12 protein-coding genes are annotated in these 13,024 nt (G+C 29.9%); 4 read left to right on the top strand and 8 right to left on the bottom strand.

The annotated features are described in order from the left end of the window. Window position 1 precedes the first annotated feature (1 nt). From H0I29_RS02060 to H0I29_RS02050, 3 genes are all read right to left on the bottom strand, one after another. Window positions 2-298 (bottom strand): transcriptional regulator, encoded by a 297-nt coding sequence (locus tag H0I29_RS02060; protein ID WP_082864288.1) that lies wholly within the window; start codon window positions 296-298, stop codon window positions 2-4. A 27-nt stretch (window positions 299-325) separates the two neighbouring features. Beyond that, the gene (locus tag H0I29_RS02055) at window positions 326-934 is read right to left on the bottom strand and encodes a hypothetical protein (RefSeq protein WP_218754239.1); all 609 of its coding nucleotides are present in this window, start codon (window positions 932-934) and stop codon (window positions 326-328) included. 109 nt (window positions 935-1,043) lie between these two features. Next, complete coding sequence (locus H0I29_RS02050) at window positions 1,044-1,598, bottom strand: hypothetical protein (protein ID WP_218754238.1); 555 nt, start codon at window positions 1,596-1,598, stop codon at window positions 1,044-1,046. A 37-nt stretch (window positions 1,599-1,635) separates the two neighbouring features. Here H0I29_RS02050 and H0I29_RS02045 point away from each other — a divergent pair, with 37 nt between their 5' ends. Continuing rightward, on the top strand, window positions 1,636-2,007 hold the full coding sequence (locus tag H0I29_RS02045) for a DUF1801 domain-containing protein (protein WP_218731177.1): 372 nt from the start codon (window positions 1,636-1,638) through the stop codon (window positions 2,005-2,007). Between the two features lie 166 nt (window positions 2,008-2,173). Here H0I29_RS02045 and kdsA read toward each other — a convergent pair whose 3' ends face one another. Then, window positions 2,174-2,992 (bottom strand): 3-deoxy-8-phosphooctulonate synthase, encoded by an 819-nt coding sequence (kdsA, locus tag H0I29_RS02040; RefSeq protein WP_218754237.1) that lies wholly within the window; start codon window positions 2,990-2,992, stop codon window positions 2,174-2,176. A 67-nt stretch (window positions 2,993-3,059) separates the two neighbouring features. On the opposite strand from kdsA, the gene H0I29_RS02035 reads away from it, so the two are divergent. The 3 genes from H0I29_RS02035 to H0I29_RS02025 are packed head-to-tail and all read left to right on the top strand — an operon-like array spanning window position 3,060 to window position 4,938. Then, window positions 3,060-4,049, top strand: coding sequence for a M28 family peptidase (locus tag H0I29_RS02035; protein WP_218754236.1), 990 nt, complete (start codon window positions 3,060-3,062; stop codon window positions 4,047-4,049). 8 nt (window positions 4,050-4,057) lie between these two features. Further along, window positions 4,058-4,573 (top strand): DUF4136 domain-containing protein, encoded by a 516-nt coding sequence (locus H0I29_RS02030; RefSeq protein ID WP_218754235.1) that lies wholly within the window; start codon window positions 4,058-4,060, stop codon window positions 4,571-4,573. 8 nt (window positions 4,574-4,581) lie between these two features. After that, a complete protein-coding gene (locus H0I29_RS02025) occupies window positions 4,582-4,938 on the top strand; it encodes a TfoX/Sxy family protein (RefSeq protein ID WP_218754234.1) in 357 nt (118 codons plus the stop codon). A gap of 33 nt (window positions 4,939-4,971) precedes the next feature. Here H0I29_RS02025 and H0I29_RS02020 read toward each other — a convergent pair whose 3' ends face one another. The 4 genes from H0I29_RS02020 to H0I29_RS02005 all read right to left on the bottom strand — a co-directional run bounded on the left by H0I29_RS02020 (window position 4,972) and on the right by H0I29_RS02005 (window position 12,981). After that, window positions 4,972-5,454, bottom strand: a complete 483-nt coding sequence (locus H0I29_RS02020) for an outer membrane protein (protein WP_218754233.1) — start codon at window positions 5,452-5,454, stop codon at window positions 4,972-4,974. 320 nt (window positions 5,455-5,774) lie between these two features. Continuing rightward, on the bottom strand, window positions 5,775-6,221 hold the full coding sequence (locus H0I29_RS02015) for a porin (protein ID WP_218754232.1): 447 nt from the start codon (window positions 6,219-6,221) through the stop codon (window positions 5,775-5,777). 144 nt (window positions 6,222-6,365) lie between these two features. After that, the gene (locus H0I29_RS02010; RefSeq protein ID WP_218731171.1) at window positions 6,366-6,809 is read right to left on the bottom strand and encodes a hypothetical protein; all 444 of its coding nucleotides are present in this window, start codon (window positions 6,807-6,809) and stop codon (window positions 6,366-6,368) included. Between the two features lie 94 nt (window positions 6,810-6,903). After that, window positions 6,904-12,981 (bottom strand): alpha-2-macroglobulin, encoded by a 6,078-nt coding sequence (locus tag H0I29_RS02005; RefSeq protein WP_218754231.1) that lies wholly within the window; start codon window positions 12,979-12,981, stop codon window positions 6,904-6,906. Window positions 12,982-13,024 lie beyond the last annotated feature (43 nt).

The following is a 13,024-nucleotide window of genomic DNA, read 5'->3' as shown; positions in this document are numbered from 1 at the left end:
TTTACTTGTTTTTAATTAATTTTTCGAGTGCTTCAATGTGTTTTTTAAATTCCATTTTACCTAATTCGGTTGCTAAGTATTTTGTGTTTGGTTTTCTGCCAATAAATTGTTTTTCTACTTTTATAAAATCTACTTTTTCTAAAGCCTTTGTATGACTTGCTAAATTACCATCTGTGGCACCTAATAATTCTTTTAAAGTATTAAAATCTGCATATTCATTCACCATCAAAACAGACATAATGCCAAGTCGTATTCGATGATCAAAAGCTTTATTTATATTTAGAATTATATTTTTCAACTAAGGTCTATTTATTATTAAAAGAGGTTATTTTCTATCGTATTTAAAATACATAACAGCTCCATATAAAATGTGCATTACTCCAAAACCAAGTACCCAAAACCAAAAACCATAACCAGGTAAAATAGCAGATAATAAACCTAAGACTATCTGAGTAAGTCCTAAATATTTTACGTCACCCAAAGTATATTTAGAGGCATTAAATAGCGCCAAACCATAAAACAATAACATTAATGCACCTGTTTGTCCGTAACGTTGTTGGTTTAAAATTATGATGATATAAATTCCACCAGCGACCAAAGGTATTATAAAATTTAATAATATTCTTCTAGTTAAAGGATCCCATATTTTTTCATTGTTTTTCTTGGCTTTTCTGGTGGTTAAAAAGATAGCTGTTGCCACACTAAGAGTTCCTACTAAAAGTAAATCTATTAGTGCCAAACGGAATACTTCGCCGTCTAAAGTAAGAATTCCACCTCCTTTTTGGGTTACCAACCAATATGCATACCCAGAACCTATTAAAGCATAAATTCCTGCTAAAATACCAGACAGACCACTCAATGAAATAAATTTTGATGATTTACTCATTAAGTTTTTAATTTCTGATATGTCTCTTAAATAATCTTCTTGACTCATTTCTTAAAGAACTTTGAATTACAAAGTAAAAGTAAAAATATCAATTGGGCAACAAAAGTTTATTATTTTTAGTTTTTATTGATGAACTGCTGTAAGATGACTTGTAAAATTACTCTTTTACAGCAACACCATACGCTACATGGGCAATTCCTAAAATAGAAAGAGATGCAGACCAGTAAGTAGGTATTAAGAAACAGATTACTGCTAAAAAAATACTTAAGCCCGCTAAAATTAATAGGTTTTTTCGGTCTTTATGTTTAACGGAAAAAAGTAAAAGTCCGTATAAAATAAGGAAAGTAGGAGTAAGGTAGGTTATAAAACCAAGATTCATTAAAATTAGTACTGAGGTAAAAATGACTACAAATGCAAGTATATATTTTTTTAAAACTACTTTGCTATTATCATTCCAAAGTTGGTATTGTAATTTTTTAGCATTTCTTTTTCCATTAAAAAATAAAGTCAAAGAAGAAAAAAGAAAAACGAGTAGAACAGTTGTAATAATTAATATTTCTGTAGTTTTATAAGATAATTTTAAAGGAGTTTCTTTAGTTAGAGAACCTTTTAATATGGTTTCTATAAAAAAGCCTCCAATAAAAAAGTAAGCACCAATTAAAATACTTGTAAATCCTTTTAAAGAGAAATTAATTTGATAATTATCGTTCATGTAACTGTTATTTTTTAACTTTCGCGAATATACAACAATGAAACCTGCAGAAGAATACATTTTAAACCAACCAGAACCTTTCAAATCCATTTTAATGCATTTGCAGATTCTAATTGAAACTAATTTCCCTGAAGTTGATTTACAATTTAAATGGAAAATGCCTTTTTATTATTTAGATGAAAAGCCATTTTGTTATTTAAATCCTTCAAAGAAAAAAGGATATGTAGATGTTGGTTTTTGGGTTTCTGCTCATTTAACAAAATACAATGAGCATTTAATTTCAGAAAATAGAAAGGTTATAAAATCACTTCGTTATACGTCTATTGATGCTATTAATGAAGAAATTTTACTATCTGTTTTAGCCGAAGCACATCAACTTAAAGAAAAAGGATTTTATAAAAGAAAATAATTCCTGCAATATCAAGAAAAAGACCTTACAGGAATTGTGAAATTATTTTTTTTATGTGAACTGGGTAAGCGCGTTAAGGATTGAACGGCTTGTTTGAACTCTTTTTTCTTTTTTAGAAAAAAAGCGAGTAGTGAAAGCCTGTTAAAACGCCCAAAAAATGTATATTTTATAAACTATTAATTGTTTTTCTAATGGCAACTAAGTTGGTTAATAAACTTTCTAAATTGTCTAAATGTAACATATTTGCTCCGTCAGATTTTGCATTTGCAGGGTCAAAATGAGTTTCAATAAATAAACCATCAACATTATTTACAATTCCGGCTCTGGCAATAGTTTCAATCATATCTGGTCTTCCACCAGTAACACCAGCTTCTTGATTTGGTTGTTGTAAAGAATGCGTAACGTCTAAAATTGTAGGAGCAAATTTTCTCATTTCTGGGATTCCTCTAAAATCTACAATCATGTCTTGGTAACCAAACATAGTACCTCTATCTGTAATCCAAGCTTTTTCAGATCCTGCATCTTTTACTTTTTGTACTGCGTGTTTCATAGCACCAGGGCTCATAAATTGCCCTTTTTTTAGGTTGACAACCTTACCCGTTTGTGCAGCAGCTACAACTAAATCTGTTTGGCGCACTAAAAAAGCAGGAATCTGTAAAACATCTACATATTCTGCGGCTTTTATAGCATCTGAGACTTCATGAATATCGGTAACAGTTGGTACATTAAAAGTTTCTGAAACTTTACGTAAAATTTTCAATGCTTTTTCATCTCCAATTCCTGTAAAGCTATCAATTCTACTTCTATTTGCTTTTTTAAAACTCCCCTTAAAAATATAAGGAATTTCTAATTTGTCTGTAATTGTAATTACTTTTTCAGCAATTCTCATAGCCATTTCTTCACTTTCTATGGCACAAGGACCTGCAAGTAAAAAAAAGTTATTTGAGTTTAAGTGTTTTATGTTTGGTATAAGAGATAAATCCATTTTATATATTTTCAGCAAAAATACGAAATAAAATTAGCTATATTTAGCCTTTTAAAAATCTATTAGAATGAAGAAATTGAATTTAGTTTATGTCCTTTTGTTTGCAGTTATTATTTCTTGTAAAGAAAGTTCCAAAGTAGTTAAAACGAAAAAAAAGGTAGCAACGATAGATTCTATTACTGTAAAAAAACACCTTTATACACTAGCTTCGGATGATATGGAAGGTAGAAAGTCTGGAACACCAGGAATTGAAAAAGCGGCTAAATACATAGAAAATGAATTTGAAAGAATTGGGTTAACTACCTATGATACTTTAAAAAATTATAGACAAACGTTTACGTTTAGCGATAAAAGGTCTAAAAAAGAAATTACAACCAGTAATATTATCGGAATTTTAGAAGGGAAATCTAAGAAAAATGAAATTGTAGTTATTTCTGCCCATTATGATCATTTAGGAATTAGTAAAAAAGAAGGGCAATTAGATAGTATTTATAATGGTGCAAATGATGATGCTTCTGGAGTAACAGGAATTTTAGCATTGGCCGAATACTTTAAAGTGAAAGCAAACAATGAAAGAACCATTCTTTTTGTGGCCTTTACGGCTGAAGAAATGGGATTAATTGGTTCTACGCATTTTGGAAAAGGTATTGATGCAGATAAGTTTGTTGCAGGTATTAATTTAGAAATGATTGGTAAAGTGCCAAGTTTTGGTCCAAATACTGCTTGGTTAACAGGTTTTGAAAGATCTGATTTTGGTAAAATTATTCAGAATAATTTAGAAGGGACTGGTTATCAGTTATTTGCAGATCCGTATAAAAAGTTTAATTTATTTTTTAGATCAGACAATGCCTCTTTGGCAAGATTGGGGGTGCCTTCTCATACTTTTTCTACAACTCCAATTGATGTTGATAAAGATTATCACCAAGTATCAGATGAAGTAGAAACTTTAAATATGACGGTTATTACAGAAACTATAAAGGCGGTTGCTAAAGGAACAGAGAGTATTATTAGTGGAAAAGATACGCCTACAAGAGTTGTGATTAAAGAAAATAAATAATATTTCTGATGAAAAAAGTCCAATACTTCATTTTACTCTTATTAATGAGTTGCTCAACATCTAAAGTAATTACAGATTATGATGAGAATACCAACTTTAAGAAATATAAAACCTATGCTTTTTTTGATGATATTGGTGCAGGTTTAAATGAATTTGATGTAGATAGGGCAGCAGATGCTCTATTTGAAGAAATGGGAGAATTAGGATTCAATGAGGTAGAAAAACCAGATTTTTATATCAATTTTAAGGCAAAAACATCAGCACCTAAAGTTACTAATACTATTGCAATTGGTTTAGGAAGTGGAGGAAGAAATGGTGGAATTGGAGTTTCTGGCGGAATACCAATTGGAGGGAAAAAACTCGATGAAGAAATAATGGTGGAATTTGTAGATGCTAAAACCAATGAACTTTTTTGGGAAGGAATTTTAACATCAACTATAAAAGAGAAAAGAAGTCCAGAAAAAAGAATACTTTATTTTAAAGAAATTTTTAACAAAATATTACAAAGTTATCCGCTTAAATAAAAATAATAATGGCTTATAGTGAATATTTAGCAGATAGAGTTTCTCAATTTTTAAAAGAGAAAAGTGTTTTCTTTATCACTAAAAAAATGATGGGAGGCTTATTATTTATGGTAGATGATAAAATGTATGTTGCTGTAATAAAAGAGGAAATTATGGCACGTATTAATCCTGATGTTTATGAAGAATCTTTAGTAAAGGATGGTTGTAATAAAATGAATTTTACAGGAAAACCGATGAAAGGTTTTGTATTTCTCTCTGAAGAAGCGGTAGATTTAGAGGAAGACCTAAACTATTGGTTGCAGTTGGCCTTAGATTTTAATCCACTAGCAAAAGCGAGTAAAAAAAGAAAATCCTCTAAAAATTAATTTAGAGGATTTTTTTATATAATCTTTTATTATCTAGAATTGGTATCTGATACCAAATGCTATGTCGTTATCAAAATCATTATATGTATTTCCAAAACCAAATTCTGGTCTTAAATCTAAAGAAAGTAATATTGGTGCGTCTGTAAAATTATACTCAATTCCAATATCTCCAGCTGCAAAAGCAAATGTTTCAGAAAAATCATCGTTGTTGTCTTTTCCACTATAGTTTCCTAAACCACCACCAACACCTGCGTACCAGTTAAAACCACCTTCAATATTCCAGACCCATTGGTAAATACCTGCAGCCTTAAAACCGTCGTAGTTTGTGTTGTTTCTTAAGCCTAAATCAATTTCTAATCTGTTATTATCTCCTAAAGCTCTTTGGTAAGATACTTCTGCTCCAAATCCATCATTATCGCCTAAACGTAAACCTATTGCATTTTCAGAAATACTTTGTGCGTTTACAGAAAATACTCCTGCTACTAATAGACCGATAATTAAAAGTGTTTTTTTCATAATTAAGTGTGTTTTTTATTATAGTTCAAATTTAGATGTATTACTGCGTTTAAATGACCTTTATCCATTGAATTATTGATTCAAAAGGTTTTTTGATAGAAACTTTAGTCTACAGTATAAGGTTTAAAAAAGTAGAATAATTTTAAAACCTATAGCATAAACTAAACTACCTGAGTTATTTAAAAGTAAATTTCTAATTTGGAGCATTAGGTTTAAATTATTGAATGTAATTAGCTTTTAATACTTTAGATAAAGTGAGTGAAAAATAAAATCCTCTAAAAATTAATTTAGAGGATCTTTCATTATGTTAAGTATTCTATTTAGAATTGATATCTTACAGCTAAAGATATATCTGAATTTATACCATTTAAATTGCCAGAAATACCAACTTCTGGTCTGTAATCTAAAGAAAGTAAAATAGGTGCATTAAAATCATATTCAATACCTACAACACCAGCTCCAAAGATACTTGCTCCGCTAGCAGAAACAAGACCACCACCAACACCTGCATACCAATTAAATCTATCTTCTAAATTCCAAACCCATTGGTATAAACCTGTTGCTTTAAAATCAGAAAACTCGTTTGCTAAACCTAAATCTACTTCTAAACGGTTGTTATCTCCTAATCCTCTTTGGTAAGAGATTTCTCCTCCAACTCCATTTCCTCCACTAAATCGTAGACCTATTGCATTTTCAGAAATACTTTGTGCATTTACAGAAAATGCTCCTGCTACTAATAGACCGATAATTAAAAGTGTTTTTTTCATAATTAAGTGTGTTTTTTATTAAAGGACAAAGTTATATTTATAATTTAATCTAAATGAACTTTGTCATTAAATTTTAAAGCAAAGATAATCACATAAAAAACTTCTAGTTTTAAAGTAGAAGGGCTTTTAAAAGGTTCTTTTTTTTTAAAATTGATACCTTACAGCTAAACCTATATTGGAAATAAAACCAAAAGAACCAGAGAAACCAAGTTCTGGCCTGTAATCTAAGGAAGCTACTATTGGAGCGTCAAAGTTATACTCAAGTCCTACAACTCCGGCTCCATAAACACCAAATTTACTAGCAGAAACAACTCCACCACCAACTCCGGCGTACCAGTTAAATTGTTTTTCGATGCTCCATAGCCATTGGTATGTACCTGTTAATTTAAAGTCGTTAATTTCGCTGGCTATTCCTAAATCAACTTCTAAACGGTTGTTATTGTCTAAATGTTTTTGGTAGGAGATTTCTCCTCCGGTTCCATTTCCACCGGCTATACGTACACCAATTGCATGGTCTGATATATTTTGGGATTTTACTGTTAAGTTTACTACAAATATTAAACTGAGGGCTAATAATATTTTCTGCATTTTATATCAAATTGGGGGTTGCCCCAAATTACAACCTTTCAACTCTTGTTTCAAAATATAAGAGGTATTATTTTGCTAGGTAATATGCTTAAATTTATAACACATTAATTCTTACACCTTTAGAATGACTGCTAAACTCTGGAGCATACATGCTTTGTACGGTAGTAATTCCGTTGCTGAAATTTCCAGCATTATTAACTCTCACATCATATTCAAAAACATAGATTCCTTTTGGTAATCGATCAAAAAAGAAGTTTGTTGCAGCATCTTTAGTGCTTTCGTAATATCCTAAATTGTCTTGCCATTTATAGCTAGATAAAACATTTATAGGCTCTACCCCAGAAGCTCTCATGTCTTTCATGTGAATAAATTCCATATCTCTATCGCTCCTTAGTTCTATTCTAACTGTAATTAAATCGCCAACCTTTAACTGTGTATTTTTTGTTACTTCCTGTAACTCTTTTCCTGTGTCTGAATTTACTTTTAAGAATAATTTCTTATCCAGTTTTAAAGGTGTGTCTGCGGAAGTAATTTTGTCTAGATCTTCAAAATATTGCCAATACAAACCTCCCCAAGCAATTCCTTCTCCTTTTTTATTGATGGTAATTGTTGCCATTTTTGGTGTGATTTCATTTCCATTCCAAGAAGTTTTAAAATAACCAGTTCCGGCTTCTACTTTTACTTCTTCCAACTTTGTTGGGTTAATTTCTTTGTCACCAACCTTTATATCTACCATTTCTGTAACTGAAATCCAATTAGTTCCATTTAACAATAATGCATACACGGCTTCGGAGGTTGCTTTGGTCGTTTTCCAACTATTAGTTTGCTTATTTTTAAGTAACCAAATTTTTAGGTTATCAATGGTTTCTGTATTGTTTTCTATTTCAGAAAATGTTTCAATCATTAATGCCTGAGTTTCTATAGGAGCTTGATAATAATAGTAACCAGCAGCGTTTTCTTTCCAATACATTCCTAATTCATCTGAAGTAATTGAATTTTCTTTTAACGATTTTAAAATCTGATTAGCAGTTGTTTTTTTATCGCTTCTAAAAAGTGATAAAGCAATTTGTCCTTTTGCGTATAAATTATAATCATTCCAATAGGTAACAGTTTGATTTCTGTAATAATCAACCGCTTTTTGCAAGTTGTTATCCATAGAAATGTTGTTGTAAAAACTACGCATATACAAATACTGAATGGTAAAATAGTTCAAATTATTTTTAGCTAAATAATTATCATATGCTTTTTTACCTTTCTTTTCTGTTTTTGCTTTCTGTTTTATTTGCTCTGCGTTGTCTAATAACTTCTTGTATTGATCATCTATTTCTTCATCTAAGAACTGTACAGCTTTCTCAATCATTTTTTTTGTTGAAGCATCTAAATCTGTAACGCCCAATTTTTGTAAATGACCAAAACTTGTTGCAATATGTTGTGTAATAAAATTGCTTTCATTTCTACTACCTTTAAACCAAGGAAAACCACCAGAATTCATCTGAATGTCTTGTAATTTATGGATAGCTTTTTCTTGCTCATTTTTCATCTTATTCAAGTCGAATAATAAAGCAATTCTCTTTTTTTGCTCGGTTTCAGATTGTGCATCTCTTAACCAAGGAGTTTCTTGAATAATTAATGATTTTAATTCCTCATTTTTTTCTAGGTTTGATAAAAGCGCATCAGAAGATTTCCAAGCATTGAATACTTCTTGAATTTTTGGGTTAGAATTTGCAACGAAACTAGCTAAGGTATTTGCATAATATCTAGAGAAAACTTGTTCTGCACACTCATATGGATATTCCATTAAATATGGTAAAGATTGTATAGCATACCAAACTGGGTTTGATGTCATTTCTAAAGTCAACTTATGGTTTTTTAAAGTAGAAGAAGTATTATTCTTTAACTTATCTAAGGTAAAAGTTTTAGTTTCGTTAGATTTTACCCACATTGGTAAAGTTTCTGTAACCAACATTCTGTTGGATAAAACAGGTAAAACATTTTGTTCACCATCAGAGAAATCACCTGCTTTAGCTACAATTTTATACTGAACAGCTTGTACCGTTTCCGGAATTGATAAATTCCAAGAAACATTGGTATTTCCATCTTTATCAACGGTAAAGTTTTTGGTGGAGTTTAAGTTTTCTAATGCTATATCAATTTCTTTTCCTGTAATGGCATCGGTTAAAATTAGTTTAGCAAAACCACTTAATTGATTATTTGTTAAGTTGGTTACTTTTGCTGAAACTGTAATTTTATCTCCTTCTCGTAAAAATCTTGGTGCATTTGGTACAATCATCAATTCTTTTTGAGTAACCGTTTCTAATGTTTTTGTTGCTGATTTTAACGATTTTGTATGCGCTAATAATTGCAATTTCCATTTAGTTAATGCTTCTGGCATTGTAAAAGAAAAACTTACTTGTCCGTTTTTATCAGTTCTTAATTGAGGTAAAAAGAAAGCAGTTTCATTAAAGTTTTTTCTGATTTGTATTCCTTCTAAATCGATTTTTTCTTCTTCCTCTTTAACGAATGAAACATCATCAACCATTTCACTTTCATCGGATTCTGTAGATTCAATAATGATTTCTGAGACTTCAGCTTCATCTTCAACAACCATTATCATTTCTGGGCTTGGAGCACTTCTCTTAGCCATAGAATGTCTTAAATAAAGATTTCTATTCGTTCCAAAACGAAACCCAAACCAATTATAAGTATCATAAGAAATTGTTGGGTAACCTGATAGATTTCTTTGGGTATTTACAACGTTAAAATAAGTGTTGCTAAAACTATTATTCGCATTACTATGTGTGTAAGAATAATATTTTGGCTTTGAAGCTATCGGGTTAAAACTCCATTGATGAGGTGTAAACTGGTCTAAAGAAGCATCATACATAGAAGCTAAAACTTCAGCTGCAAGCTGGTCGTTTTTATCATTTTTAATAGTAAAACTCCAAGTTTCATCTTGTCCTGGTAATAACTTATCTCTAAATATATTGGTTTCAATTTCTATGCTTTCTTTTTCTTCAGTTACATTAATTAATAAGCTTCCACTTTTAAAATAATTATAATTTACAAAGTGATACTTTACAGCAAAACCATCAAGATCTTCTCTGTTTACCGGTATTTTTATCGTTTTTGTGTCGTTGTTTAATTTAATTAAACGAGTTTCTATAATTATATGATTTTTTTCAATCTGTACAATTGCAGTAATATCTTTTGATGCAGAACCTAATTGGATTTCAACGATATCATCAATTTGATAAGAAGGTTTATCTGCATGAATTACAAATAAATTATTATCTGCAACTTGTTTTTCTTTGGTAGCAAAAAGCGTAACTATTTTTTCGTCTTTTACTTTTTGATTGTACTTATCCTTACTTTCTAATACTATTTTATATTTACCAGAAAGCCAATTTCCGGTATTTTTTAGAAGGAGCTTTTTACTAGTTTCTGTGTTGAAATTTTCGTTAAAAACAAGTGTTCCTTTTTTCCAATTATTGGCGTCCATTTCGTTATCTGAATACGCGTCATGAGGAAATAGCTTTCTAAATTTATTTTCTGAAATATCTTGATAATCTGGCGCTGCCCAAGGTTTTTTTCTTAATGGGGTTTTTGGTGCTTCTAATTTATATATTTTAATATTTCCTTTTGCAGGAACAAACTCGCCATTCAAGTTTTTTGTGTCAATATTTAAAATATTGTCATCACTATTTTTATCGATGTTGTTTTCTGATAAAATAGTTGCAACTAAAGCATGATACCCAACATTTACAATGCTAGTTGCACTGCGAGTTTCTCCGTTGATGTCAGTAACATCTGCAGTGATTTCATAATTAAAAATAGGCAGACTTTCTTTATCAACACTTTCATCAGGAATGGCATTAAAAACTATTTTAAACGCGCCATTTTCATCAGTAATAGTTTCTCCGCTTATAATTTCTTGTGAACTAGAAGCAGGATTTGGTTTTCTCCAATAATACCAATTTGGGTATTGCACTTTTCTGTGTACACGATACACCACTTTTGCATCTGTAATATTTGCACCAGAAAATGCTTTTGCAAATCCGTTTATGGTAATAGCATCGTTAATTTTATAACTTTCTGTAATTGGTTTAAATGCTGTTTCAAATTTTGGTCTTTTATATTCTTCAACAGAAATAAAAGAACGATTAGAATATAAACTGATATTACTTTTACTTTTCGAACTTTGTTTTATTTCAATTGCATACTGACCCGTTAAACCGTTGTTTGGTAGGATAAATTCACCGGCAACAGAACCAAATTCATTCAATTTTAATTCGAGTGTACTTACCGTTTGATTGTTTACATCTTTTAAATTAATTTCTATAAAATCATCCGTAAAAACAGTCGATTCTTCTCCTTGTTTTTTGATAACGATTGATTTAAAATAAACGGTTTGTCCTGGTCTGTAAATACTTCTATCTGTAAAAATAAAAGATTGCAAGCTTTCGTTCGCTTTATTCGTTTGTCTTCTATTGGTTTTATATAAATAATGATTTCCAAAAGTGGCAACATCATTTTTAGTTTTTACTGTAATAATTACATCTTGGTAATAATCGTCACTTTTAAAAGAAGTAAATCCGTTTTTATCTGTCGTTAATTTTTTATTGATAGTAGCACCTCTTCTAGGTTGGTTGTTAGATAGAGATACCTCTGCATTTTTAACAGGTTTACCTGTATTTCTATCTACAATTTGATAATTGTATTTGTCATCAAAATTGTTTTCAATTAAAGTTAAATCGGTAGCTTGAATTGTAGCTGTACCAAAAATGGAGTTTTCTGCAATAATTTCATCTTCAGAAGAAACAATTAAATAGTTTCCGTTGTCAAATTTTGGAAGAATTACCTCTGTAGTATGTTGCAAGTAATCCTGCTCATTTCTTAGTTTTGAATTCCAGTTTTTGTTCTTCTCTAAAGTGTTTATAAACTTTATTTTATCAGCTGTATTATACGTTTTATTGAATTTTTCTAGTTCTGTACTTGTTATTTTGTACGCTGTAAAATAGAGGTTGTCAATATTTTTATAATTGATCAATGCTCTAGAATTGGTGTTTATAGGCACAAATTGTTCTGCTGTTATTGAAAGTGATTTCTCTAAAATTTTATTTTTAAGAACTGTACATTTTTGTGCTCCCATACTTTTGGGAAACTCATTAATTACCTCATTACAAATTGAGAAAGCAAGTGTGTTATTGGCTAGCTCTCTATGATGTTTTGCAATTTGAAAAGTATATAAAGCACTTACTTTATTTTTGTTAAAATATTGTTTCGTTTTATTTAATGTACTTAGATAAATTTTCTGCTTGTCGCTAAAAGTAGCGTGTTCGTAAATGAAGTTTATACGTTGAATATCAATATCTACTAAAGCATTTAAATTGTTTTCTTTAGTATGAAACTGAATTAAATTCTGATATATTTTTAACGCATTAAATTGTAATGATAAGTGATCTTCAGTTTCTATTTTTATGTCCGAAAAAGTTTTGTAATCAGATAAAAAATCTGAATGATCTAACACAAATTTATAAGACGGTCTTGTGATACTAGTTTCTGATGACTTATAGAAATCTAAAGCATTATTTGCTAAAAAATCATATAAAGTAGGTCTGTATGTTTTAGAATCTTTGGTGATTTGTAAGATATCTGAATAGTCATAAATATCTGTTTTCTGTAATTCTGCTGCATTTTCTAAGGAAGCTTCTAAATGACAGTGAATTTCTTTAAAAAGAGTTTCTAAATCCCAAGTTCTAAAATCGTTTTCATCTACTTTAGTTTCCGTTTTTGTCCTGTTGTAAAACTTGTATCTATTTTCAGTAAAATATTGCCAATATAAATTTCCTAGTATGTTTTCTAATACGTTTCTTGTTGGAAATTCGCTTTTAGCAATGTGTTTTTTAAAATTATCAATGATGATTAATTGCGCATCTTCTTCTAAGGTTAAAGAATATTTACTTTTATAAAACAGCGTTTTTATTAACTGAGGTGCATTGTTTTGTGTATCCGCTTTAGCGTAAATATCTTCTACAATTTTTAAAGCCGATTTTGGTAAGTTGTCTTTTTCAAATCTATCTACTTGTAACCAAAGGTCTTTAAAAGAGTCTTGAGCGTTAGAAAAAGAAGAGAAAGCTATAATCATTATTAGTGTTGTTGTCAGTTTTTTCATAATCAATTTATTTTATGCTTTTAAAGCACCTACAAATTAGCTT

Origin of the sequence: Polaribacter sp. R2A056_3_33 (assembly GCF_019278485.1) — a bacterium.
Taxonomy (GTDB): Bacteria; Bacteroidota; Bacteroidia; order Flavobacteriales; family Flavobacteriaceae; genus Polaribacter.
Note: the sequence above shows the minus strand (reverse complement) of the source record. Positions and strands in the feature narration are given on the sequence as shown.